The sequence below is a fragment of the Promicromonospora sp. NPDC110617 genome, from assembly GCF_055598465.1.
The window spans coordinates 1-24,491 of the sequence record NZ_JBVKBM010000003.1 but is presented as its reverse complement, the minus strand read 5'-3'; the positions used below and the strand labels follow the sequence as shown (position 1 = coordinate 24,491).

The window sequence follows — 24,491 nt, the reverse complement described above, 5'->3', positions numbered from 1 at the left end:
TCTACCGTGGGGTGCACGGGGAGCGCATCGCCCCGCACCCACCACCCAGCACGAACCTCCCGGGAGACGAGAATCATGGACATCCTGCTCATCGGCGGCCTCTGGCTCGACGGTTCGGCCTGGGACGACGTCGTCCCGCAGCTCGAGGCGCTCGGCCACCGGGCCGTGCCGATCACGCTGCCCGGTCAGGGCGACGGCCGCACGGAGGTCACGCTGGCCGACCAGGTCGCCACCGTGGTCGCGGCCGTCGATGCGGCGGCCGGCAGGCCGCTCGTCGTGGGGCACTCCGCGGCGTGCACGCTGGCGTGGCTGGCGGCCGACGCCCGTCCGGAGCGGGTGGCGGGCGTGGTCCAGGTCGGCGGTTTCCCGTGGGACGACGGCAAGCCCTACGCCGACCTGTTCCCGGTCACGGACGGCGTGATGCCGTTCCCCGGCTGGGAGCCGTTCGCGGGGCCTGACTCCGACGACCTGGACGAGGCCGCGCGCAGCGCCTTCTCGGCGCGGGCCGTCCCCGTCCCCGAGGGAGTCGCCCGCGGCGTGGTGCACCTGGGCGACGAGCGCCGGTTCGACGTGCCCGTGGTGGTCGTGTGCCCCGAGTTCACGCCCGCCCAGGCGCAGGAGTGGATCGACGCCGGCGACGTCCCCGAGCTCGCGCGTGCCAAGCACGTCGACCTGGTCGACCTCGACTCGGGCCACTGGCCCATGTTCACGCGGCCGGCGGAGCTCGCGCGCGTCCTGGCGGACGCGGCCACGGCGGTGTGAAGGCGTGACGGTCTGACGGCGGCCCGGCGCCCTCACGGCGCGGTGACGAGCTCCTGCGGGAGCACCACCGCGTCGACGAGGGCGCCGTTGCGCCACACCGTCACCTCGGTACGCCGCCCGATGGCGTCGCCCACCATGAGGCGCTGCACGGCCGTGGTGGTCACGACGGTCGCGCCGTCGATCGCCACGAGGATGTCGCCGCGCCGGATCCCCGCGAGGTCGGCCGGGGACCGCGCGATGACCTGCGCCACCTGCATGCCGGTCCGGGAACCCACCCGTTCCGCGACCGGCTCGGGCAGCACCACCTGCGCGCCGGCGATGCCCAGCCACGCGCGCCGGACCCGGCCGTCGCGGACCAGGGTGTCGATGATGGCCCGGGTCGTGGCGTTGACCGGCACCGCGAGCCCCAGGCCGATGCCCGCGACGGCGGTGTTGACGCCCACGAGCCGGCCCGACGTGTCCGCGAGCGCTCCCCCGCTGTTGCCGGGGTTGAGCGCCGCGTCGGTCTGGACCACCTCGTCGATGATCCGGCCGGCCCCGGTCGGCAGCGAGCGGCCGAGGGCGGACACGATGCCGGCGGTGACGCTGCCCGCCAGCCCCAGGGGGTTGCCGAGGGCGACGACGAGCTGGCCGACCCGGAGGTTCGCCGCGTCGCCGAGGGTCAGGGCGGGCGGCACGTCGTCGTCCGCCCGGAGCACCGCGAGGTCGGAGAGTGGGTCCCGGCCGATCACCCGCGCGGCGACCTCCGAGCCGCCGGAGAAGGCGGCGCGGACGTCGGTGGCCGACTCGACGACGTGCGCGCTCGTGAGCAGCAGCCGGTCGCCCGGGATGACCGAGGCGCTCCCCGCCCCGGCCCCGCGCGCCGTCCGCACCGAGACCGCCGCGACCGACGGCAGCACGGCGTCGACCACGCGCACGATCGACGCCGAGTAGGCGTCCAGCGCCTCCTGATCGTCCATAGGTCCCATCACACACCGCGGGGCCGGTGGCCGGGAGGGGATTCGCCACGGGCAGACAGGGCGGTCACATTCGGGGACCGGTTCCGGTCAGGTGTCCGGGCCCGCGACGGGTCCGCACACCTGACCAAGGAGACAGCAGACATGGAAGCCAGGATCGACTTCTTCGGTAACCCCCTCGCCGGCAAGGTCCTGCGGCACATCAACTCCGCGAACAAGCTCGTCGTGGACTCGACGCTGCCGGCCGTCACGCAGGAGCTCGTGAAGATCCGGGCCAGCCAGATCAACGGCTGCGGCTTCTGCACCGACATGCACACCAAGGACGCCCTCGCCGCGGGCGAGACGCAGCTCCGCGTCAACCTGGTCGCCGTCTGGCGGGAGGCGACGGTGTTCACCGAGCCGGAGCGGGCCGCGCTGGAGCTGGCCGAGGAGGGGTCGCGGTTGGCCGACGCCGCGGGCGGCGTCTCGGACGAGACCTGGACGCGGGCGGCCAAGCACTTCGACGAGGACCAGCTCGCCGCGCTGATCTCGCTGATCGCGATCATCAACGCGTACAACCGGATCAACGTCATCAACCGGCAGCCCGCCGGCCACTACGTGCCCGGCCAGTTCTGACGCCGTCCGGCCCCGGCCTGATCGCCGGGGCCGGCCGCCCCTCTCACCTTTGAGGCCGGGGTTTCTTCGCTTTGAGCTGCCTCAAAGCGAAGAAACCCCGGCCTCGAAGGGGACGTCGCGACCGGGAGTCACGCACGGGCCGCGGCGTCGGCCCGCCGGACGACAGCCGCTCCGCTTGACTGTGCCCCGGGGGCATGGTTTGGACTGCTCTCGTCGGCGGTCCCGCCGGCGGACCGAGAGGAGCGGACAGTGGCCGCCTGGAGCACCCGCCAGCTCGCGGAGATCGCGGGAACCACGATCAAGGCCGTCCGGCACTACCACGAGATCGGCCTGCTGGACGAGCCCGCCCGCCGCTCCAACGGGTACAAGCAGTACGAGACCGCGCACCTCGTGCGGCTGCTGCAGATCAAGCGGCTGAGCGACCTCGGGGTGCCGCTCGCGCAGATCGCGACGATGGGCCGCGCCGACCAGGACCCCGACGAGGCGCTCCGCGTGCTCGACTCCGAGCTGGAGGCGACGATCACCCGGCTCCAGCGTGTCCGGGCGGAGCTGGCGGTCATCCTGCGGCACCGCGCACCGGCGGACCTGCCGACGGGGTTCAGCGAGGTCGCGCGCGACCTGACCGACGTGGACCGCTCCATGCTGATGATCTACGCCCAGGTGTTCGACGACGACGCCATGGACGCGCTGCGCGCGCTGCTGCACGACCAGCCGCACACCGACGCCGACGACCAGTTCGAGACGCTGCCCGCCGACGCCGACCGGGCCACGCGGCAGGCGCTCGCCGAGCGCATCGCGCCCATCATGCGGCAGCAGCTCGCGGCCTACCCGGCGCTCGGCGACGCCGCGTCGCACGCGCTGCACGGCCCCGGCCTGACGGGGTGCACCGTGGTGCAGGCGCTGCGCGAGCTCTACCACCCGGCCCAGCTCGAGGTGCTCTACCGCGCGCACCTGATCGTCACCGGAGAGACTGACGAACGGCTCGACGCCGAGGAGCTCGTCGTGGACCGGACACCCCGCCCCTGAGCACCGACCACGCCGCAGGCCAGACGACCCCGACGAACGGACGAGACGTTGACCGCACCGACCACGCCCGAGCCCGAGCTGATCGCCGAGGACCTGCTCCTCCTGCTGTTCGACCCCCGGTCGGGCACCATCGCCGGGGAGAACACCCTCTTCTACACCCTGGCGGGCGCGGTGCTCACCGAGCTGGCGCTGGCCGGGCACGTCGAGATCGACGACCGCCCCACGCTGACCGGCCCGCGGGTGAGCGCCGTCGCGGGCAACCCGCCCGCCGACCCGCTGCTGCACGAGCCGTGGGACCGGATCGCCGGGAAGCCGCGCGGCGCACAGACGTTCCTCGCCGAGGTCGGCCCGCGGCTGCGCGAGCCGCTGCTCGACCGGCTCGTCGAACGCGGCCACGTCGTCCGCGAGAAGCGCAAGGCCCTCGGGTTCATCCCCACCACGGCCCTGACCGACGGCGGCACGCCCCGCCGCGCGGAGCTCGTCGCCGCAGTGCGGCCCGTGCTGGCCGACGGCGCCGATCCGGACCCGCGCACCGCCGTGCTCGCGGCCCTGCTCTCGGCCAGCGGCAGCCTGCCGACGCTGCACCGCGACATCCCCTGGTCGGGCGCCGTCTACACGCGCGGCAAGGAGCTGGAGCACGGCGACTGGGGTGCTGCCGCCGCCGGCGAGGCGGTCACGCGGACCACCATCGCCGTCACCACCGCGAGTGCGGCCATCGCGATCGCCACCGTCCAGAACAACCCCTGACCCGTCGTTGAGTGCGGGCTATTTGCGGGCCGAACGGCTGTAGGCCCGCAAATAGCCAGCACTCAACGAAGGGGGTGGGGGCGGACGGCGTGCAGCGTTGCCGTGCGTACCTCCAGCAGCGGCGCGTCGGACGACGGGCGCACCCGCGGGTCGACGTGGACGCCGGACGACGGCGACCAGGCGAACGCGCGCAGCCACAGGCCGCCCGCGCGGATCTCGGCGCGGTACGGCGCGAGGTCGACGTCGAGGCCGCGGCCGGACCAGAACTGGTCGGCGATCAGCAGGTCGCCGGCGTGGACCCGGATCGCGTCGCCCGTCCAGCCGAGGCTCAGCAGCACCCGGTCGGCGTCCTCGAAGACGTCGTCGGGCACCACCACCTCGACGGGGACGAGTGCCGCGAAGTCGGCGTCGTCCGGCGCGGACAGCCGGCCGGCGCTGCCGCCCGTGCGCACCGGCGCCACCACGGCGGCGTCGAACCGCGGCACGGCGAGCGGCCGGGACAGGTCTTCGCCCGGGACCACGTACCGCGCGAACAACGAACCCTCCCCGGGCACCCGCGTGCGCCCGCCCGCGGGCAGCGCGGGCAGGACGTCGACGGTGCGGTCCTCGGCGTGCGGCACGACGCGGAACGTCTCGCCGTCGAAGTACCCGCTGCCGTCCCACAGCACGACGGACTCGCGGCCGTCGATCGTGCCCTGCCACACGGTGTCCGCCAGGGCCGACGGCAGGAAGACCAGGGTCGTGTCGCCGACGACGACCTCGGCGGCGAGCCCCGGCGCGGCGGTCGGCCGGGCCACGACGCGGGTGCCGGTCCGGAGGATCTCCGCCCCTCGGACGTCCTCGGCGTCGACGCCCTCGAGCTGCAGCTCGACGTCGACGCCGTCGGTGGTCGCGAACAGGAAGACCGGGCCGCGCGCGGTGTCCAGGCGCGTGATCGGCTGGGCCGGCACCGTGAGCGCCGGGACCGACCCGAGCCGCTGCCGCAGCGGCCAGGCCGCCGACACCCCGGAGCGCAGGGTGCACGTCGCGGTCGGGACGGTCACCCGGTGCGGGCCGAGCTCGACGTCGAACCGCACCCCCTCGACGTCCGCGAGCGCCGCGACCGCGGGCTGGTGGTTGTTGACGAAGAGGTAGCCGCGCTCGCCGTCGCCCCGGACGGACCAGCGCACCGGGTCGCCGCCGCTGGCGCCGTCCGGCAGCGCCGTCGGGTAGGTCGCGAGATCGGGGCCGAACGTCTGCAGGAACAGGTGCTGGCGGCGCAGCCGGTGGTAGTGCGGGCGCTGCTGGCCCGCCGCGCCGATCGGCGCCCAGAAGTCGTAGTCGCGCACGGGCAGGTCGTTGGGGTAGCCGGTCGCGTGCGACTCCTGCGTGGTGGAGCGGTCGCCGAGCACCTGGGTGCCGCCGTGGTAGAGGTAGTAGCCCTGCCAGGCGGAGCCGCTGCCGAGCTTCGTGAGGGCGAGCGCGGCGACGTCGTCGGCGTCCACGTGGGGGCGCCGGTGGTAGGCGACCTGCATGCCGCCGCCGAGCTCGCAGGTGGCGAACGGCCACGGGTCGGCGGCGCCGTCCGCCGCCTGGGCCGGGGCGGGGCCGTCGCGCAGGTCGGCGCCGACGGTGAGGTCGTCGCGCACGGTGGAGAACGTGTAGTGCGCGGCGCCGAACGCGGGCCACCCCGTGGTCGACTCCTCCCAGAAACCGTCGGAGTATCCCGCGTACACCGGGAGCACGCGGCCGCGCGGCAGGCGGGCGCCGCCCCAGCCCGTCGCGAGCCACAGGGGCACGCGCAGGCCGGCGGCCTCGGCGAGGTCGCGGAGCGTCGCGAGGTGCTCGGGCTGGTCGTAGAGCTCGTTGTCCACCTGGATGCCGATCACGGGGCCGGGCTGCCCGGGTGCGTGCAGCAGGCCGCGCACCTGCTCCGCGATCGCGGCGTACCAGCCGCGGGCGAGCTCCACGTAGGCGGGGTCGTCGGTGCGGTGCGCCAGGGGCAGTGCCTGCAGCCAGTCCGGGAAGCCGCCGTTGCGCGTCTCGCCGTGCGCCCACGGGCCGATGCGGAGCACGACGTCGAGGCCGGCACGGCCCGCTGTCTCGACGAACCGGCGCAGGTCGCGCGGCCCGTCCCAGCGCACCTGCCCGCGCACCTCCTCGTGCACGATCCAGAGCACGTAGGTCGCGACGACCGTGACGCCCCCGGAGCGCAGGGTGCGCAGCTCGGTCTCCCACCGTTCGGGGCGGTCCCGGCTGAAGTGGTACTCGCCCATGACGGGGAACCAGGGCCGCCCGTCCCGCTCGACGTACCGGTCGGTGACGCGGACGGCGTCCGGGGTGCCGGCGGGGTCGCCGAGGTCCAGCGGCGCGGACCGCACGGGCGGCGCCGCCGGGACGCGGACACGGTGGACGGTCGGCTGCTGCGCGAGGTTCGGGCTCACCCACGCGACCCTACGAAGCGGCGGCGCGCGGCGACATGCACAGATCGACGCCGCGCCTGGACGATCGCGTGGCGACGCCGGGACCGCGGGGCTCGCGGTCCCGCCGTCAGCCCACCTCGTCGACCGGCGTCAGCCGCACGAGCGGCTCGGGGCGGTGCACGCCCCGCGGCCGGTAACCGAGGGGGTCCGCGACGCCGAGGTAGTCGGCCAGGTACCAGACGATGCTCAGCCACATCTCGGTGCCCTGCAGACCGGGGACCCCGTCGGGGCCGGCGCCGCGCGGGGCGAACGCGAGACCCGCGCCGTCGGCCCAGCTCTCCAGCGCCCGGTCGAGCTGCTCGCGCGCCCAGGCCTCGCCCTCGGCCCGGCGGTGCGCGGTCTGCTTCGCCGCGAGCCAGAGCGGGTGCACGATGTCGAGCACGTTGCACGCGGTCCAGCCCTCGGGGCTCGCGAGCACGGGGTCGGCCGCGTGCTCCAGCACCGTGTCGACCGCCGCCTCCGGGTAGGGCAGCGGCAGCCCGAGCTGCGCTTACGAGCCGCGGGTCAGGCGGTAGAACCCGTTGACCGCCTGGAGCCAGCGCGGCGCGGGCTGCGGCCCGCCCCACAGGCCCGTGGCGGGGTTCGCCCGCGCGGTCAGCCAGCCGAGCAGGCCGTACAGCGGGCCGACGCCGCCGTCGGGCAGCTCGGCGGAGAAGTCGGCGACGTTGAGGGCGCAGGCCGTGGCCAGCGCGTCGACGGCGGCGCCGCTCCCCCAGGCCTGCGCGCCCCAGTCCCGCGCCTCCAGGGCGGCGACGACGTCGCGGTCGGTCAGCTCGTGCACCGCGCGGACCGGGTGCGGCAGGCGCGCGCCCAGCAGCCGCACCGCGTAGCCGACACTGAGCACGTGGTAGGCGGCGTCGCCGTCCGTGGGCGAGAGCGGCTCGTCCGGCAGGCCGCCGTCCGACAGGCCCGCGTCGGAGAGGTCGCCCTCCGGGATCAGCCCGGTCGCGGGGTCCTGGCGGGCGGTGAGCCGCCGGACCAGGTCGGCGGCCTCGAACCCGGGCGGCGGGGTGCCGAGCAGCAGGTCGGCGATCTCGACGGCGTCCGCCCACGGTCGGACCGCCGGCGGCAGCGGCCCCGCGGCGGCGGACGGGCGGTCCACGAACCGCCCGTCCTCGAAGCAGCGGGCCAGCACGTCGCCGGCCTGCTCGCGGGCGCGGTCGCCGAAGGCAGCGAGCCGGGCGGCGAGGTCACCGGCGGTCGCGCCCTTCGTCTCCGTGCGCCGGTCGCGCAGCACACGCGCGGGGTTGCCGGCCACGACGGCCCAGTCGGGCACGTTCTTGGTGACGACGGCGCCGGCCGCGACGACGACGTGGTCGCCCACGGTCACGCCGTCCAGGATCGTGGCGTTCGAGCCGATCCAGACGTCGTCGCCGATGGTGATGCCCTTGCTCCAGGTGCCCTGCTGGAAGACCGGCCGGTCGTTGGCCATCTGGTGGTTGAACCCGAGGATCGAGCTGTGCGCGCCGATCCGCACGCCGTCGCCCATCCGGATCTCCCCGCGGACGACGGCGAACGGGTTGACCGAGCAGTCCGCCCCGATCGTCAGGTCGCCGGAGAGGTAGGCGAGCGCGGCGACGTAGGTGCGGTCGCCGAGGGCGAGCCGGTCGCAGTAGACCGCGGCGTTCGGGGCGACGAAGACGCCCGTGCCGAGCTGCGCACCGGCGTCGACCAGCTCGCGCTGCCGGACGGCCTGCGCCGCGCCCTCCGCCGAGGCGGGGTCGTACTCCCAGGGGAGAAAGTCGACACGTCGGACACCTTGGGCCGCTGAGTGATCCACGCCGCAAGCCTATCCACGTGCCGGCGCACCCTCCGGGAGCCGCAGCAGCGCGAGCGGGACGTGGTGCTGCCCGGCGTGCACGTCCCGGTCCCGCAGCGAGCCCTGCGAGACCGGCCGGGGGAACGAGATCTTGACGACGTCGAGCGACGGGATCCGGAAGATCCGCACCGCGCTCGCCTCCACCCCGTACAGGCCGGCGACGACGTCCTCGTTGACGAACCCCTCGTCGGCGACGACGCGGTAGCCGGCGGCGTCGCGCAGGAAGAGCTCCATCGTGACCCAGAACGGGCCGGCGTTCTTGGACCGGACCTCGTGGGCGAGGTCGGCGATCGTGCGCGGCGGGGCGGGGGCGGTCGTCAGGGGCTCGGTCATCGCTGCACTCCGTACTCGATGCGGAACAGGCTGGTCGGGGTGGGGCTGTCCACCACGTGGTTGAGCACGAACTCGTAGGCGGCGCCGCGCTCGACCTCCGCCGGCGAGGTCGGGAACGCCAGGCTCGGCAGGTAGCCCATGGCGGGCGTCGGCAGGTGCAGCATCAGCGGGTTGACGAGCTTGGCGACCGCCGTCGCCGTGGCCTGGTCGGCCGCGTCGACCAGCAGCATCACGCCCACCTCGCGCGGCGGCCCGCTCTCGGGCTCCAGGTCGTCCAGCACCGCGTCGTGGCCGTACAGGCGCAGGTCGAACGCGTACTCGTCGTCGGCGAGGCCCAGGGTGTCGCTCACCCACCGGCGGATCATGGTGCGCATCAGGTCGGCCCAGGCGTCGATGTCCCGCAGGATCAGCGGGTCCCGGACCGCCGTGAACGACATGGTCTGGTAGCCCGTGATCCGGGCGCCCTCCAGCTTGACCGTGTGCTGGTCGGCGACGTGGAAGCGCGAGCCCTCGACCCGGACGGTCCGCTCGTCGAGCGCCGTGTAGACGGCGTCGCGCACGTCGAGGGTGCCGTCGGGCTCGCGCATCTGGAACGGGTCGACCGTCTCGTAGAGCATGTGGGCCGCCACCGTCCGCGGCGTGCACGCGGTCCCGGGGTCCAGCGGCTCGATGGTGAACCCGGTGGCGTCGATCGTCGTGTACACCCCGCCCGTGCGCGGGTCGGTCGTGGCCTGGCCGCCGCACTCGACGATCTTCGCGGCGTGCCAGGTGGGGCCGGCCGGCATCCCCTGGAGCAGCGGGTACGCCGCGGCGAGCGCCGTGTCCGTGGCCCGGCCCGCGAGGATCACCTGCGCCCCCGCCTGGAGCGCCTCGACGATCGGCTCGTGCCCCATCATGCCCACGATGTGGGTGCAGCTCTCCAGGGTCTCCGCGCTCAGCTCGCCCAGGGGCGGCAGGGCGTGGATCCGCCCGGCGTCGAGGTGCTCCTTGAGGTCCGTGGCGTCCTGCTCGCTGTAGATGCGCGCGACCCTGAGGTCCAGCCCCTCCTCGGCCATCACCTTCGCCGCGAGCCCGGCCACCCAGTCGACGCCGGAGTCGGTGCCGCTGGTGCCGCACGAGCCGATGATCAGCGGCACGTCGGCGCGGGCCGCCGCCTTGAGCAGGCTGCGCAGGTCACGGGTCACCGCCTGCGCGGCGGTCTTGGGGGTCGACGACCCGAGGTAGTAGGGGCCGGAGTCGGTGGAGCCGCCGTCCAGGGTGATCACGTCGACGCCGAGCGCCAGGCCGCGCTCTATCGTCGACTCGTCCCAGCCCGCGCCGAGCATGCCGCTCGGCGTGAGGATCCGGACGGAGCCGGTAGATGTGTTGGTGTCCATGGTTCTCGTCTCTGTCACGCGCCGGTGGGCGCTGCGGGGATCGCGGCCAGGACGGCGTCGGTCATCTCCCGGGTGGTGGCCGTGCCGCCGAGGTCAGGGGTGCGCACGGCGCCGTCGGCCAGCACCGTCTCGATCCCCGTCATGAGGTCCCGGGCGGCGCCGGGCTGCCCCAGGTGGTCGAGCATCATCGACGCGGACCACAGGGCGCCCACCGGGTTGGCGATGCCTCGGCCCGCGATGTCGGGCGCCGAGCCGTGCACGGGCTCGAACATCGAGGGGTGCTCCCGGGTGGGGTCGATGTTGCCGGCGGGGGCGATGCCGATGCTGCCCGCGACGGCGGCGGCGAGGTCGCTGAGGATGTCGCCGAACAGGTTCGAGGCCACGATCACGTCGTACGCAGACGGGCGCAGCACGAGCTTGGCGGCCAGGGCGTCGATGTGCTCCTGCCGCCAGGTGACGCTGGGGTGCCGGGCGGCGCGCTCGCGGACGATCTCGTCCCAGAACGGCATCGTGTGCACGATGCCGTTCGACTTCGTCGCCGAGGTGACGTCGCCGCGCCGGGTCGCCGCGAGCTCGAAGGCGTGGTCCACGATCCGCGTGACCCCCGGGCGTGTGAAGACCGCCTCCTGGACCGCCAGCTCGTCCGGCAGGCCCCGGTTCAGGCGCCCGCCGATCTCGCTGTACTCCCCCTCGACGTTCTCCCGCACCACGACGAGGTCGACGGCGCCCGCGTCGCGCAGCGGGCCCGGCAGCCCGGGCAGCACCCGGATGGGCCGCAGGTTGACGTACTGGCGGAACCGCCGCCGGATCGGGATGAGCAGCCCCCACAGCGAGACGTGGTCGGGCACGCCGGGCCACCCCACGGCGCCGAGCAGCACGGCGTCGTGCCCGGCGATCCGGTCGAGCCCGCCGTCGGGCATCATAGCGCCGGTGACCAGGTAGCGGGTGCAGGACCAGTCGAGGTGGTCGTAGCGCAGCGCGAACCCGTGCCGGGCGGCGAGCAGGTCGAGGGCCTGGAGCGCGGGCGGGATCACCTCGGTGCCGATCCCGTCGCCGGGGATGACGGCGATGCGGTACTCGGCCGGGATGGTCATGAGGGCTCCTCGGATCGTGTCGCCGGGACGGCGAGCAGGTGGGCGTTCACGGCGTGCCGGGGGCGGCCCGCGAGCGCCGCGACGAGCTCGGCCGCGCCCTCCAGGCCCGCGGCGGCGCGCGCCTGCGTGGTCTGCCCGGCGAGGTGGGAGTAGACGACGATGCCGTCCACGCCGCGCAGCGGGCTGTGGGCGGGGAGCGGCTCCTCGGTGACGACGTCGAGGGCGGCGCCGGCGATCTCCCCGGCGCGGACGGCGTCCGCGAGGGCCTGCTCCTGGACGACGGCGCCGCGGGCGGTGTTCACGAGCACCGCGGTGGGTTTCATCAGGCGCAGCTCGGCGGGGCCGATGAGGCCGCGGGTCCGGTCGGTCAGCGCGGTGTGGACGGAGACGTAGTCGGACCGGGCCAGCAGCTCGGGCAGGTCGACGAACTCGACGGCCTCTCGCCCTGCGGTGCGCTCCGGCTCGGGCACCCGGGTGGTGCAGAGCACCGTCAGGCCGAACGCCCGGGCCAGCGGCACGACGGCGCGGGCGGCCGCACCGTAGCCGATCAGCCCCAGGGTGGCGCCGCGCAGCTCGTGCCCGTCGGCGCGCGGCCAGCCGCCGTCCGCCACGCCCCGGGCGCTGCGGACCAGGCCGCGGGCCGCGGCCAGGAGCAGGCCGAGCGTGTACTCGGCGACGGCGTTGGCGTTGATCCCGGGCAGGTTGCTGACCGTGATGCCGTGCCGCGCGGCGGCGGCCACGTCGATCGAGTCGTGGCCCACGCCGGTGCGCACCACGACGCGCAGGCGCGGGGCCCGGGCCAGGACGTCGGCCGTCATCGGCTCGTTGGCGACGAGCGCCGCCGCCACGCCGTCGAGCGCGGCGACCAGCTCCGCCGGGTCGCGGCGGCCGACGAGCGGCAGGTGCGCCGTCTCCAGCCCGGCGGCCCGCAGGTAGCGGTCGACGTCGTCACCGGGGCGCAGGTAGTCGGTGGTGATCAGCACGCGGGTCATCGCTCACACCGCCTTCACGGTGTCGGTGCGCCGCTGCAGGGCCTCGACCCGGGCGACGGCGAGCACGCCGAGCACCGCGACGACGGCGACGTCCACGAGCATCAGCGTCCAGCCCGTCAGGTCGACCATGCCGCCCACGAGCGCCGGGCCCACGAACCCGCCGCCGGCCCAGCCCACGGCGTAGAGGCCCGCGTAGGTGCCCATGACGCGGGCCGAGGGGGCCAGGTTCCAGAGCACCACGACGGCGTTGACCAGGAAGGCGGCGGCGCCCGCCGCGCCGACGCAGAAGGCGACGACGGTGCCCGCGGGAGTCTGCGCCACGGTGCCGAGCACCATCGCCGCCGCGAAGAGCGACATCCCGATCATCATGGTCCGCAGCCGGCCGATGCGTTCGGCGAGCAGAGCCGTCGGGTAGGCGGCCAGCAGGAACGCGACGCCGCTCGGCAGCAGCAGCCCGCCGGCGTCGCCGCGGGAGAGGCCGAGCGCCTCCATGCCGTACGGCGTGGCCAGGGCGCGGGACGCCGACCAGGCGCTGCCGAAGAGCAGGATCGCGACCATCATGAGCAGCCGGCTGCGGTCGGGGTCGCGGACGATGTCGAGCACGACGCGGCGCACGCCCGGCCGCGCGGGTGCGGCGGCGTCCGCATCCTCGGCGTCCGAATCCTCGGCGTCCGCGGCGTCCTCGGCCAGGGCCGCCTGGTAGCCGGGCGAGCGGCTGTCGCGCACCGTGAGCCCGAGCACCACGATCGAGACCAGCATGAGCGCCGACGGGATGGCGAACGCGATCCCGGGGTGCTCGTCGACGACCAGCAGGCTGATCAGCGCGGCGACGATCACGGTCAGGCTGGAGGCGATCTTGACCGCAGCGTTGGCCCGGCTGCGCTTCTCGGGGGCCACGAAGTCGGGCACCAGCGACTCGGCGATCGGCTTGAACGCGTTGGCGACCAGCGCGTAGCAGAACATGACCGCCACCAGCAGCGGCAGCGACGCGGCGACGTGCGGGAGGACCAGGAAGAGCAGGGCGGCGACCGGCATGCCGACCACGAGGTACGGCATGCGGCGGCCCCACGACGTGCGCGTGCCGTCGGAGCGGTTGCCGAGCCACGGCTGGACGAAGACGCCGAGCAGGTTGTCCATGCCCATCAGGAAGCCGACCAGCGCCGCGCTGGTGAGGTGCTCCCGCAGCAGCGGCGGCACCTGGGCGTCGTAGAAGTTCCAGGTCGACTCCTGGGCGAAGACGGCGAGCGCCACCAGCAACGTGATCCTGGTCTGCGCGTGCCGTACCGGCGGCGCGGTGGTGGACATGGAACCTTCTCCCTCTGCCACCTCGTCGTGGCCACGTCGGCGTGTGGCGCTCACCGTACTTTTGCTATAGCAAAACTGTCAACAGTTGCAAAAGTGCTCTGCGATAGCACGGGCCCTACGATGGGCCGGTGACCTCCGAAGCCCTGGCAGCCCTGGCCGGCGACACGCTCGCCGACCGGTCCTACCGCGCCATCCGCGACGCGATCACGACCGGGGAGCTCCGCCCGGGTCAGAAGGTGACCGAGCGCGGGCTGGCCGAACGGCTCTCGGTGAGCCCCACGCCGGTGCGCGAGGCGATCCGGCGGCTCGAGCAGGACGGCCTGCTGGAGCGGACCGGGCCCCGCACGGTCAAGGTCTCGCCCATCGGGGACACCGCCGTCCAGGACCTGGCCGAGGTCGAGGTGGCGCTGCGCGGCATGGTGGCGCGGTTCGCTGCGCGGCATGCGACGCCCGGCCGGCTCGACCGGCTCGACGCCCTCCTGGACGAGGCCGACGACCTGCTGATCGTCGCCCGGCAGCGGCACGGGTCCGGCGAGGACGTCACCCGGCAGCTCCACCAGCTCCTGGACGTCATGCAGCAGTTCAACGACACCGTCGACGCCTGCGCGGACAACCCCGTGCTGGTGCGGCTGCTCGACCAGACCCGCGTCTTCTCCCGGCCCGAGCAGCGCGCACGGCGGCTCGAGCGCGTCGCGCACGACGACGAGTTCGGCATGGAGCGCTACGCCACCCACCGGGCGCTGGTCAGCGCGCTGCGCGCGGGCGACGCCGCGGCCGCCGAGGCGCTGGTGATCGAGGACGCCCGCGGCGGGCTCAGCGACCTGCTCGCCGGGACGGACCGGCTGCGCGCCGCGCGGACCGCGCCCGCCTCCTGAGCCCGGCTACCGCTTCAGGCCGAGCGCCCGCAGCTCCAGGTCGGCCAGCCGCCGCACCACGTCGGGGTCGCCGTCCCGCCACGCGCGCACCGGGTCGTCGGAGATCCTGGTCAGGGCGCGCAGCGGCCGGTTCGTCAGCGCGCGCAGCGCCAGCAGCGCCGGGTCGGCCGCGACCAGCCGACGGCCGGCGCTCGCCCGCCGCACGAACCGCACCCGCAGCGGCACGTAGAGCACGGCCACCAGCAGCACCGGGACGAGGAAGACGGCGAGCCCGACGAGCAGTGCCACGTCGGCCACCGTCTCGGCCTGGGAACGGCCCGCCGCGGCCAGGCTCTCCGCGGCGTCCGCGGCCCCGCTGAACGGCGCGGCCAGGTCGTCGCCCACCCCGGGGACGCCGTCGATGCGACCCTCGACGTCGTGGAACCGGGCGGCCATGTCGTCGGCCGCGGTGGCCGTCGCGCGGCCGGGGCGGCCGAGCTCCAGGGTCGCCGCCCAGACCTCGCGGCCGGCCCACGCCCACCCCGCGACCCAGGCGAGCAGGAGCAGGTCGCCGAGCACCTGGCGGGCGCCCCTGGCCGGCGCGGCGGCGTACAACCTCATGGTGCGGACCTCCGGGTGTCGACATTCGGCACGCCGCACCGTATCGGACTTACCGGTCAGCAATTCCACCACCGATCAGACCGACATGTGATTGCATACTCCCCGAATCGTTTCCGACTCTGCGAGGTATCAGCATGGCTGCCGACGAGCTCACCCGGACCTTCGTCGAGTTCGACTCCGACGGCGACGGCCGCATCACCGCGGACGAGTTCCGCCAGGCCATGGCCACGCGCGGCGAGGAGACCACGGACAAGGACCTCGACCAGATCTTCGGCAAGGCCGACCACGACCGGGACGGCAAGATCGACCTGGCCGAGTTCACGATCGCCTGGGACGCCTGAGGCCGTCGGGCGCCCGGGTCCCGGGCGCCCGACGTCCGGCCGGCTACCCCTTGAGCCCGCCCGAGACGAGGTCGAGGCGCCAGTAGCGCTGCAGGAACAGCACGAGAGCGAGCAGCGGGACGATGGAGACCGCGGCCCCCGTGATCGCCACCGAGTACAGCGCCGGGGAGCTCGACCCCTTGGCCAGCAGGGTGAACAGCCCCACGGTGAGCGGGTACCGGCTCTGGTCCGACAGCATGATGTACGGCAGCAGGAAGTTGTTCCAGGTGCCGATGAACTGCAGCAGGAACACCGTGACCATGCCCGGCACCATGAGCGGCAGCACGATCCGCTGGAAGATGCGCCACTCCCCCGCGCCGTCGATGCGCGCGGCCTCCAGCGTCTCCTGCGGCACCGCGGACATCGCGTACACCCGCGACAGGTAGATGCCGAAGGGGCTGACGATGCTCGGCAGCAGCACCGACCAGTGCGTGCCGACCAGCCCGAGCTGGGACAGCAGCAGGTACTGCGGCACGGCCAGGACGATGCCCGGGATGAGCACGCCCGCGAGGATCGACAGGAACAGGAACGAGCGGCCGCGGAACTCGTACTTGGCGAGGCCGTACCCGGCCATCGTCGAGACGAGCACCGACAGGAGCGACCCGACGCCCGAGTAGATCAGCGAGTTGAGGCACCACATCAGGTACTGCCCGCCCTCGTAGGCGAACAGCGCCGTCAGGTTCTCCCCCAGGCCGGTGCCCGGCGCGAAGGTGAACGTGGTGAACAGCTCGCCGCGCGTCTTGGTCGCCGCGACGTAGACCCAGGCCACCGGGATCAGGCAGTAGAAGGCGCCCACGAGCAGCACGATCGTCGGCAGCACGCCCCAGCCGCCCTGCCGCGCCCGCGAGCGCGCCCGGTCGGACGGGTCGCGCCGGGTCGGCGCCGGCTCCGGGCGGGCAGTGAGCACGCTCATCGCTGCACCCCCATCCGCCGGCGGTTGACGATCCGCAGGATGACCACCGAGACGAGCACGGTGCCGACCGCGAGCACGGTCGACGCCGCGGCCGCCTGGGGCAGGTCGTCGGTCCCGAACGCGTCGCGGTAGATGGTCATCAGCGGCACCCACGTGTTCGAGATGGCGCTCGTCATGGGCTGCAGCGTCGCGGGCTCGCTGTAGAGCTGGAGCGTGCCGATCAGCGAGAACACCCCGGTGAGCACGAGCGCCGGCACCACCAGCGGCACCTTGATCCGCAGCGCGATCTGCACCTCCCCGGCGCCGTCGAGCCGGGCGGACTCGTAGATCTCGCCCGGGATGGACCGCAGCGAGGTGTAGATGATGATCATGTTGAACCCGACGCCGCCCCAGATGGCGATGTTCGCGAGCGAGCCGAACAGCCCCGGGCCGTCGAGGAACGGGATGGTCCCCAGCCCGAGCGCGCGGGTGACGTACGAGAACGGGCTGGTGCTCGGCAGGTACATGAAGCCCCACAGGAGGGCCGCGACGACGCCGGGCACCGCGTAGGGGATGAAGATCGCCGTCCGGCCGAACCGCTTGAGCCGCGCGGCGGGCGTGTCCAGCACGAGCGCGAACAGGAGCGCGAGGCCGAGCGTGAGCGGCACGGCGATGATGCCGTAGATCGCGAGCCGGCCGAAGCCGGCCGCGAACTCCGGGTCGGTCAGCACCGCGACGTAGTTGTCGAGGCCGACGAACACCTCCGTCTTGCGCCCCAGCAGCGCGCCCTCGATGCGGTAGGCGCGCAGGCTCAGCCAGACGGCGTAGCCCACCGGGACGAGCATGAACGTGACGTACAGGATGACCGCCGGGGCGGTGAACAGGTAGGGCGCGACCTGCCGCCGTCGGGGACGGCGGCGGGCCGGTGGCAGGGTGGTCGACATCGCGGGCTCCGGGTCAGCCGTTGCTCACGGCGAACCCGGTCTCCGTCATGTCGGCGACCACGGCCTCCTGGGTGGCGACGAACGCGTCCCGCCAGGGGGTGCCGTTGCGGATGGCCTTGCCCAGCTCGTCCTCGAAGACCGACTTGGCGAGGTTGACGTTCGGCCCCCACGTCACCGGGACGGTCTGCGCGGAGATGTCGGCGGAGACGGAGTAGAAGTCCTTCTGCTGCGGCATGAGGGTCGGCGGGTCGTTGCTCTCGGCCATCTCCTGCCCCAGGCTGGACGCCGGGTACAGGCTCTGCTCGTCCAGGAGCAGGGTGTTGCCCTCCTCGGTGGAGTTGAGCCAGGTGGCGAACTTGGCCGCCTCCTCCGGGTGCTCGCTGTCCTTGGTCACCACCAGGGCGGAGCCGCCCTGGTAGGCGACGGCCGCGTCACCCGGGGTCCACTGCGGCAGCGGCGCCATCGCCCAGCTCCCCGCGGTGTCGGGCGCGACGGACTCGATGACGCCCGGCGCCCACACGGCCGACGGCCACGAGAGCATGGTGCCCTCGTTGATCATGGCGTTGTACTCGGGGGTCAGCAGCGGCTCGGTCTGGATCAGGCCGTCGGCGGCCAGCGCCTCGAAGTAGTCGGCCACCTCCAGGGACGCCTCGTCGGCGATCCCGACGGTCCACTCCTCGCCGTCCACCCCCCACCACTGCCCGCCCGCCTGCGTGGCCACGCCGGCGAAGAAGCCGAACTCGGTGGGCGGCAGGCTGGCGATGACGGCGTCCGGGTCGGCCTCCTGCACGGCGGCCGCCGCGTCGCGGAACTCCTCCCACGTGGTGGGCACCGGCACGCCGAGCTCCTCGAAGCGGTCCTCGCGGTAGACCAGCGCCATCGGGCCGACGTCCTGCGGCACGCCGAAGACCGCGCCGTCGAACGTCGTCTGCGCCCAGGTGCCCTCGGTGAAGGCGTCCTGAACGTCGCCCACGTAGTCCGTGATCTCCAGCGGCACGTCCGCGACGATCAGCGACGGCAGCGTCGTGTACTCGACGAGGGCCAGGTCGGGCGCGTTCCCCGCACGCGACGCCGTGAGCAGCTTCTGGGACGACTCGTCCCCGCCGCCGGCGTCCGAGAGCTTCACCTGGATGTCCGGGTTGGTCGCGTTCCACGTGTCGACGACGGTCTTGCTGCCGGCCGGCCACGCCCAGTACTCGAGGGTGACGGGACCCTCGGACTCGGCGCTCGCGGCGCCACAGCCGCTCAGGACGGTGACGGCGGCGACCGTGGCCGCACAGGCCACGAGGGGTCGGATGCGCATCGGGATCTCCTTTGATCGGTACTCGTCGGCGACCGGGCGCCAACTGGACCAGAGTCTGACGGCGCGCCTACCCTTTGTCAATTATCGAAACAAAGGGCTGGGCCGGCAGGCGGCGCGGCACGCCTGTCCGCCCCCTGGCGGCGGATAGGATCCGAGCCCCAGAGACGAGGTAGTGATGTCACGAGGTCAGTCGGCGGTGTCGGACGGCGCACCACCGGACGGCGCGGCGGTGTGGCCGGCGCTCGCCGACGCCGAGCGCAGCGTGCTGCGCGAGCTGCTGATCCACGGCCCGCTCCCCCGCGCCGAGATCGCGCGCCGGCTCGGCGTGTCCCGCGCGAGCCTGACCCGCGTCACCCGCGCGCTCATGGACCACGGCCTGGTCACGGAGGGCCAGGTCGAGCTGCGCGGCGCGACCGGGCGGCCGAGCGAGCTGCTCGTGGTGCGGCACGCCGCCCACCACCTCCTCGGGGTCAAGCTCACCGGCGACACGCTGTTCGCCGTCGTCACCGACCTGGGGGCGCGCATCGTGGCCAGCCACGAGGAGCCCCTCGCCGACCGGGAGCCCGCCGCGGTGGTCGACCAGGTCGCCGCCGCTCACGCCCGGTTCGCCGGGCGGTTCGGCTCGATCGTGGCCGGCGGGATCGCGCTGGCGGGCGACCTCACCGTGGTGGACGGGCGCCAGGTGGTCAAGGACTCCCCGTTCCTGGGCTGGCGGGACGTGTACCTCGCGGAGCTGCTCACCGCACGGCTCGGCATCCCGGTGGGCGCGGAGAACGACGTGCGGGCGCTCACCGCCACCGAGCACTGGTTCGGCGCGGGCGTGGGCTGCTCCTCGCTCGCCCTGATCACCGTGGGCACCGGCGTGGGCTTCGGGTTCGTCGTCGACGACCGGGTGGTCACCGGGCACCACGGGCGCGCGGGCCGGCTCGACCACCTCCGGGTCGACTCGGCGGGTCCCATCTGCGGCCAGGGCCACCGCGGCTGCGTCAGCGCGCTGCTGCCCAACCAGGCGATCGTCGACGCGCTGCGCATCCCCGGGCTCGACTTCGACGGCGCGGTCGCGCTGGCGCGCGGCGGCGACGCCGTCGCCCGGCGGGCCTTCGCAGACGCCGGGCAGGCGCTCGGGGTGCTGATCGGCACGGTGGCCAACGCGCTGGACCCGCAGAAGATCGTGCTCGCCGGGGACGGCCTCGTGGTCATGGAGCTCGCGGGCGACCAGGTGCGGGCCACGATCGAGGAGGTGCGCTCGCCCGGCATCCCGCCGCTCGCGCTGGACGTCCAGCCGTTCGAGTTCGACGAGTGGGCCCGCGGCGGGGCCGTGGTGGGCCTGCGGACGATGCTCCGGTTCTGAGGCCCGGCCCGACGCCTGGTCCGCAGCGCCCGTTTGTTCCGCAGATTGACAAACAACCATCGGCTCGACAAGTCTGACGCCGGGGGCGCCCGTCCCCGCACCGACATCGAAGGAGATGCCCCGTGGCCCGTCGTGCGACCGGACGACCCCCCACCCGCCGCGCCCTGCCCGCCTGGCCGACCGACGGCCTGGGCTACGGCGGCGACTACAACCCCGAGCAGTGGGCGCCCGAGGTGTGGCGCGAGGACGTGCGGCTCATGCGCGAGGCGGGCGTCAACATCGTCACCCTGGGTGTGTTCTCCTGGGGCCTGCTCGAACCGCGCGAGGGCGAGTACGACTGGGGCTGGTTCGACGAGATCATCGGCCTGCTGCACGATGCGGGCATCGCCGTCGACCTCGCCACCCCGACGGCCGCGCCGCCGAGCTGGCTGCTGCACGAGCACCCCGAGGTGCTGCCCGTCGACGCCCACGGCGTGCGCGAGCAGCCCGGCGGGCGGCTCGGCTGGTGCGCCAGCTCACCGGTGTTCCGGGAGCACGCCCTGCGGATCACCACCGCCCTCGCCGAGCGCTACGGCGACCACCCCGCGGTGCGCCTGTGGCACGTGAGCAACGAGCTCGGCGGCGGCAACGGGCGGTGCTGGTGCGACGTGTCCGCGGCCCGGTTCCGGGAGTGGCTGCGCGCGCAGTACGGCACGGTCGAGGCGATCAACGCCGCCTGGGGCACCGCGTTCTGGGGGCACACCTTCGCCGACATCGAGCACATCGAGCCGCCCCGCGGCGACCGGGACAAGGCGACCCCGGGCCTGTTCCTCGCCTTCGAGCGCTTCTCCTCCGACGAGCTGCTGGAGCACTACCTCGCCGAGGCCGAGGTGCTGCGCGCACACAGCACGGCGCCCGTCACCACCAACTTCATGGTGGGCTCCGGCGGGCACGTGGTCGACTACTCCGACTGGGCCGGGCACGTCGACGTCGTGGCGAACGACCACTACACGATCGGGGCCGACCCGGTGCGCGAGCAGGACCTCGCGTTCGCGGCCGACCGGATGCGCGGGCTGACGCGCGCCCGGGAACCGTGGCTGCTCATGGAGCACTCCACCGGGGCGCCGAGCTGGCAGGAGCGCAACCGCGCCAAGACCCCCGGCGAGATCCTCCGCAACGCGCTCGCCCACGTGGCGCGCGGGTCGGACGGCGCGATGTTCTTCCAGTGGCGGGCCTCGACCGCGGGGACCGAGCAGTTCCACTCCGCGATGCTGCCCCACGCCGGTACCGACAGCCGCGTGTGGCGCGAGGTCGTGCGGCTCGGCGCGGCGCTGCGGCAGCTGCGTGGCATCGCCGGCGCGCCGGTGGAGCCCGCGAAGGTGGCGCTCCTGGTCGACGAGGAGTCCGCCTGGGCCCTGCAGCAGGGGCTCAAGCCGCACAACTCCCTGCGGTACGCCCGCGAGACCCGGCTCTGGCACCGGGTCTTCTGGCAGCGGCAGGTGCTCGTCGACGTGCTCCCCGTGGCCGCCGACCTCGACGGCTACGACCTGGTGGTGCTGCCCACGCTGTACGTGGTCTCCGACGCGCAGGCGGCGCGGGTCGACGCGTTCGTGCGCGGCGGCGGCACGGTGCTCGTCACGTACCTCTCCGGCGTCGTCGACGAGACCAGCCGGGTGCGCGGCGGCGGCTACCCCGGCGCGTTCCGCGACCTGCTCGGCGTCACGACCGAGGAGTTCCGCCCGCTGCAGGCCGACGAGACGGTGCGTCTGTCCGACGGCGGCGAGGTCACCGACTGGAGCGAGGACACCAACCTGCGCGGCGCCGAGGCGGTCGTGACCTACACCGACGGCGACTCCGCCGGCCGGGCGGCCGTGACCCGCAACGCCGTCGGCGACGGCGCCGCCTGGTACGTCTCCGCGCAGCTCCCGCTCGACTCGGCCACGCGGATCGCCGACCGGCTCATCGACGAGCTCGCCCTGCCCCGCGCGGTCGAGGCGAGCACGGGGATCGAGGCGGTGCGCCGGCGGACGCCGGACGGCGACGTCCTGTTCCTGATCAACCACTCCGGCGTCGACGAGACCGTGGCCGTGTCCGGCCGCTCGCTCCTGGACGACGCGACGTTCGACGGCGCGGCGCTCGTGCCCGCCGGCCGCGTGGTCGTGCTGCGCGAGAGCGCCGCCGAGTGACGCTCGACGCGGCCGAGGAGGCGACCGGGGAGGCGACCGAGGTGACCGGCCCGGCCGGCGCCGGGCTGACCGGCCCGGAGCCCGGCACCGGGTCCGGTCCGTCCGTGCACGTGCTGCGGGCCGCGGGCGTCGGCGTCGTCGTCGCCCTGCCGCAGGACGGGCTGCCTGAGGTGGTGCACTGGGGCCGGGACATCGGCCCGCTCGACGCGGACGACGCGCGGCGGCTGCTGCGGTCCGTGGCGCGCCCGGCGTCTCCGAGCGCGCTCGACGCGCCGTGGCCGCTCACCGTGCTCCCCGGCGAGCACGACGGTTGGGAGGGCCGCCCGGGCCTCGCCGGCCACGTGGGACGCCGGGCGCTGCTGCCGCGCTGGCGGCGCGCGGCGGCCGACGGCGACGAACGGCACCTGCGCGTGGTCGCCGAGGCCACGGGGCTGCGTGTCGTCGTCGGCCTCGCCCTCGATCCGTCGGGGGTGCTCCGGGTCGAGCACGAGCTGCACAACACCGGCGCCGAGCCGGTCGACCTCGCGCTCCTGGAGGCGACGATGCCGGTCGGCGACGTCGCCGCGGAGGTGCTGGACTTCTCGGGGCGCTGGACGCGCGAGCGCACCCCGCAGCGCCGTCCGCTCACGCAGGGCAGCCAGGCGCGCGAGTCACGCCGCGGCCGCACCGGGCACGACTCCCCGTTGGTGCTCGCGCTCGGGACCGCCGGGTTCGACGACGTCCGGGGCGAGGTGTGGGCCGTGCACCTCGCGTGGAGCGGCGACGCGGTGCACCGGGTCGACGCGCTGCCCGAGAGCCGCACGCTGCTCGGCGCCGGGCCGCTGCTGCGGCCGGGCGAGATCGCGGTCGAGCCCGGCGCCTCGTTCCGTACCCCGGCCGCGCTGTTCGTGTGGAGCGACGAGGGTCTCGACGGCGTCGGGCGGCGCTTCCACCGGTTCGTGCGCGGCCGGGCGGGGCACCCACGCCGTCCCCGCCCGGTGACGCTGAACACCTGGGAGGCCGTCTACTTCGACCACGACCTCGGCAAGCTCCAGCGGCTCGCCCGCCTCGCCGCCGATGTCGGCGTGGAGCGGTTCGTGCTCGACGACGGCTGGTTCCTCGGCCGCCGCGACGACTCGGCCGGGCTGGGCGACTGGCGCGTGGACCCCGAGCCGTGGCCGGACGGGCTGCACCCGCTGGTCGACGTCGTGCGCGGCCACGGCATGGAGTTCGGGCTGTGGCTCGAGCCCGAGATGGTCAGCCTCGACTCGGAGCTCGCCCGCGAGCACCCCGACTGGCTGCTGCAGCCGATCGAGAACGAGGTGCGGCCCTGGCGCAACCAGTTCGTGCTCGACGTGTCGCGGGCCGACGTGTTCGACCACCTGCTGGAGGCGGTCTCGGCGCTCGTGGCCGAGTACCGGCTCGACTACGTCAAGTGGGACCAGAACCGCGACCTCATCGAGGCCGTGACCGCCGGCCGCGCCAACGTGCACCGGCACACGGAGGCGGTCTACCGGCTGCTGGCGGCGCTCCGGGCGCGGCACCCGGGCCTGGAGATCGAGGCGTGCGCCTCGGGCGGGGCCCGCGTGGACCTCGGCGTCCTGGAGCACACCGACCGGGTGTGGGCCTCCGACACGAACGACCCGGTCGAGCGGCTCGCCATCCAGCGCTGGACGGAGCTGCTGCTGCCCCCGGAGCTCGTGGGCACGCACGTGGGCCCGCCCGTGGCCCACACCACGCGGCGCGCCACCGGGCTCGACCTGCGGATCGCCGTGGCGCTGACCGGGCACTTCGGCATCGAGTGGGACCTGACGGCGGGCACGCCGGACGAGCTGGAGCGGCTGCGCGACGGCATCGCCGCGTACCGGCGGCTGCGGCCCCTGCTGCACACCGGCGACGTGCACCACCCGCCGACGGGCGACGCGGGGACGAGTGCGACCGTCGTCGTCGCGCCCGACCGGAGCCGGGCGGTGGTGCGCGTGGTGCGGTCGGTGACCGGCGACCGGGCGCTGCCCGCGCTGCAGCGCGTACCCGGGCTGGACCCGGCGCGCCGGTACCGGGTGTCGCTGCCGCTGGCCGGCGAACCGCACCGCAACGCACCGCCGTTGTTCGCGGCGGCGGACTCCCCGGACGACCCCGCGGTGGTGCCCGGCGCGGCGCTCGGCGCGGTCGGGCTGCGGCTCCCGCTGCTGCACCCCGCGCACGGCATCGTGATCGAGCTCGACGCCGTGGACTGACGCCCGCCTCCGGGCTGGTCAGGGTGGGTCGTACGACCTGGGTATGACCCGGGGGCCGACCAAGACCAGCCCGGGGCCGGACGCGCTCCGGTGCCTCCGCTCCGTAGCGTCCTTCCCATGGACACCACCGTGTACGCGCCCGGGTCGTCACCCGCAGTGCGCGCCCGTTCCCTGACGAAGACCTACGGCAAGGGTGAGGCGGTCGTGCGCGCTCTGGACGGCGTGGACGTGGACTTCGAGCAGGGCCGGTTCACCGCGATCATGGGCCCCTCGGGTTC

22 protein-coding genes and 1 pseudogene are annotated in these 24,491 nt (G+C 74.4%); 10 read left to right on the top strand and 13 right to left on the bottom strand.

Annotated elements, in window-relative coordinates:
- Nucleotides 1-75: 75 nt before the first annotated feature.
- A complete protein-coding gene (locus tag ACZ7LE_RS17795; RefSeq protein ID WP_470404588.1) occupies nt 76-762 on the top strand; it encodes an alpha/beta fold hydrolase in 687 nt (228 codons plus the stop codon).
- Nucleotides 763-794: 32 nt separating this feature from the next.
- Here the strand turns inward: ACZ7LE_RS17795 and ACZ7LE_RS17790 are convergent, their stop codons facing one another.
- Nucleotides 795-1,721: a S1C family serine protease gene (locus ACZ7LE_RS17790; RefSeq protein WP_470404587.1), complete on the bottom strand. Its 927-nt coding sequence runs from the start codon at nt 1,719-1,721 to the stop codon at nt 795-797.
- Between the two features lie 141 nt (nt 1,722-1,862).
- Here ACZ7LE_RS17790 and ACZ7LE_RS17785 point away from each other — a divergent pair, with 141 nt between their 5' ends.
- The 3 genes from ACZ7LE_RS17785 to ACZ7LE_RS17775 all read left to right on the top strand — a co-directional run bounded on the left by ACZ7LE_RS17785 (nt 1,863) and on the right by ACZ7LE_RS17775 (nt 4,106).
- Entirely contained in the window at nt 1,863-2,333 is a 471-nt protein-coding gene (locus ACZ7LE_RS17785) for a carboxymuconolactone decarboxylase family protein (RefSeq protein ID WP_470404586.1), read from the top strand.
- A 249-nt stretch (nt 2,334-2,582) separates the two neighbouring features.
- On the top strand, nt 2,583-3,359 hold the full coding sequence (locus tag ACZ7LE_RS17780) for a helix-turn-helix domain-containing protein (protein WP_470404585.1): 777 nt from the start codon (nt 2,583-2,585) through the stop codon (nt 3,357-3,359).
- 48 nt (nt 3,360-3,407) lie between these two features.
- A complete protein-coding gene (locus tag ACZ7LE_RS17775) occupies nt 3,408-4,106 on the top strand; it encodes a GOLPH3/VPS74 family protein (protein WP_470404584.1) in 699 nt (232 codons plus the stop codon).
- A gap of 62 nt (nt 4,107-4,168) precedes the next feature.
- Here ACZ7LE_RS17775 and ACZ7LE_RS17770 read toward each other — a convergent pair whose 3' ends face one another.
- From ACZ7LE_RS17770 to ACZ7LE_RS17735, 8 genes are all read right to left on the bottom strand, one after another.
- Nucleotides 4,169-6,529: a beta-galactosidase gene (locus ACZ7LE_RS17770; protein WP_470404583.1), complete on the bottom strand. Its 2,361-nt coding sequence runs from the start codon at nt 6,527-6,529 to the stop codon at nt 4,169-4,171.
- A 106-nt stretch (nt 6,530-6,635) separates the two neighbouring features.
- Nucleotides 6,636-7,010: a hypothetical protein gene (locus tag ACZ7LE_RS17765; protein ID WP_470404582.1), complete on the bottom strand. Its 375-nt coding sequence runs from the start codon at nt 7,008-7,010 to the stop codon at nt 6,636-6,638.
- Between the two features lie 48 nt (nt 7,011-7,058).
- A complete protein-coding gene (locus ACZ7LE_RS17760; protein WP_470404581.1) occupies nt 7,059-8,348 on the bottom strand; it encodes an acyltransferase in 1,290 nt (429 codons plus the stop codon).
- A gap of 9 nt (nt 8,349-8,357) precedes the next feature.
- A complete protein-coding gene (locus ACZ7LE_RS17755; protein ID WP_470404580.1) occupies nt 8,358-8,720 on the bottom strand; it encodes a DUF4387 domain-containing protein in 363 nt (120 codons plus the stop codon).
- Nucleotides 8,717-10,096 carry an acyclic terpene utilization AtuA family protein gene (locus ACZ7LE_RS17750; protein WP_470404579.1) on the bottom strand — a complete coding sequence of 460 codons (1,380 nt, stop codon included), beginning with the start codon at nt 10,094-10,096 and terminating at the stop codon, nt 8,717-8,719. Before ACZ7LE_RS17750 ends, ACZ7LE_RS17755 begins: the two co-directional genes overlap by 4 nt.
- Before the next feature lie 14 nt (nt 10,097-10,110).
- Nucleotides 10,111-11,190 carry a tartrate dehydrogenase gene (locus tag ACZ7LE_RS17745; protein ID WP_470404578.1) on the bottom strand — a complete coding sequence of 360 codons (1,080 nt, stop codon included), beginning with the start codon at nt 11,188-11,190 and terminating at the stop codon, nt 10,111-10,113.
- The gene (locus tag ACZ7LE_RS17740; RefSeq protein ID WP_470404577.1) at nt 11,187-12,182 is read right to left on the bottom strand and encodes a phosphoglycerate dehydrogenase; all 996 of its coding nucleotides are present in this window, start codon (nt 12,180-12,182) and stop codon (nt 11,187-11,189) included. The genes ACZ7LE_RS17745 and ACZ7LE_RS17740 overlap by 4 nt, the downstream gene beginning before the upstream one ends.
- 3 nt (nt 12,183-12,185) lie before the next feature.
- Nucleotides 12,186-13,487 carry an MFS transporter gene (locus ACZ7LE_RS17735; protein WP_470404576.1) on the bottom strand — a complete coding sequence of 434 codons (1,302 nt, stop codon included), beginning with the start codon at nt 13,485-13,487 and terminating at the stop codon, nt 12,186-12,188.
- Between the two features lie 128 nt (nt 13,488-13,615).
- On the opposite strand from ACZ7LE_RS17735, the gene ACZ7LE_RS17730 reads away from it, so the two are divergent.
- Nucleotides 13,616-14,362, top strand: coding sequence for a GntR family transcriptional regulator (locus ACZ7LE_RS17730; protein ID WP_470404575.1), 747 nt, complete (start codon nt 13,616-13,618; stop codon nt 14,360-14,362).
- A gap of 6 nt (nt 14,363-14,368) precedes the next feature.
- Here ACZ7LE_RS17730 and ACZ7LE_RS17725 read toward each other — a convergent pair whose 3' ends face one another.
- A complete protein-coding gene (locus ACZ7LE_RS17725) occupies nt 14,369-14,962 on the bottom strand; it encodes a hypothetical protein (protein ID WP_470404574.1) in 594 nt (197 codons plus the stop codon).
- A gap of 134 nt (nt 14,963-15,096) precedes the next feature.
- On the opposite strand from ACZ7LE_RS17725, the gene ACZ7LE_RS17720 reads away from it, so the two are divergent.
- Nucleotides 15,097-15,303, top strand: a complete 207-nt coding sequence (locus ACZ7LE_RS17720; protein WP_470404573.1) for an EF-hand domain-containing protein — start codon at nt 15,097-15,099, stop codon at nt 15,301-15,303.
- 43 nt (nt 15,304-15,346) lie between these two features.
- Here ACZ7LE_RS17720 and ACZ7LE_RS17715 read toward each other — a convergent pair whose 3' ends face one another.
- Genes ACZ7LE_RS17715 through ACZ7LE_RS17705 form a run of 3 tightly spaced genes read right to left on the bottom strand, consistent with a single transcriptional unit; the run spans nt 15,347 to nt 18,481 of the window.
- Complete coding sequence (locus ACZ7LE_RS17715; protein ID WP_470404572.1) at nt 15,347-16,255, bottom strand: carbohydrate ABC transporter permease; 909 nt, start codon at nt 16,253-16,255, stop codon at nt 15,347-15,349.
- A complete protein-coding gene (locus tag ACZ7LE_RS17710) occupies nt 16,252-17,178 on the bottom strand; it encodes a carbohydrate ABC transporter permease (RefSeq protein ID WP_470404571.1) in 927 nt (308 codons plus the stop codon). The genes ACZ7LE_RS17715 and ACZ7LE_RS17710 overlap by 4 nt, the downstream gene beginning before the upstream one ends.
- A 13-nt stretch (nt 17,179-17,191) precedes the next feature.
- Nucleotides 17,192-18,481 carry an ABC transporter substrate-binding protein gene (locus ACZ7LE_RS17705; RefSeq protein ID WP_470404570.1) on the bottom strand — a complete coding sequence of 430 codons (1,290 nt, stop codon included), beginning with the start codon at nt 18,479-18,481 and terminating at the stop codon, nt 17,192-17,194.
- Between the two features lie 175 nt (nt 18,482-18,656).
- Here ACZ7LE_RS17705 and ACZ7LE_RS17700 point away from each other — a divergent pair, with 175 nt between their 5' ends.
- The 4 genes and pseudogenes from ACZ7LE_RS17700 to ACZ7LE_RS17685 form a co-directional block, all read left to right on the top strand.
- Entirely contained in the window at nt 18,657-19,832 is a 1,176-nt protein-coding gene (locus ACZ7LE_RS17700) for an ROK family protein (protein WP_470404569.1), read from the top strand.
- A gap of 122 nt (nt 19,833-19,954) precedes the next feature.
- On the top strand, nt 19,955-21,997 hold the full coding sequence (locus ACZ7LE_RS17695; protein WP_470404568.1) for a beta-galactosidase: 2,043 nt from the start codon (nt 19,955-19,957) through the stop codon (nt 21,995-21,997).
- Complete coding sequence (locus ACZ7LE_RS17690; RefSeq protein WP_470404567.1) at nt 21,994-24,213, top strand: alpha-galactosidase; 2,220 nt, start codon at nt 21,994-21,996, stop codon at nt 24,211-24,213. Before ACZ7LE_RS17695 ends, ACZ7LE_RS17690 begins: the two co-directional genes overlap by 4 nt.
- A 117-nt stretch (nt 24,214-24,330) precedes the next feature.
- Nucleotides 24,331-24,491 (top strand): annotated as a pseudogene (locus ACZ7LE_RS17685) (ABC transporter ATP-binding protein); the annotation flags it as partial.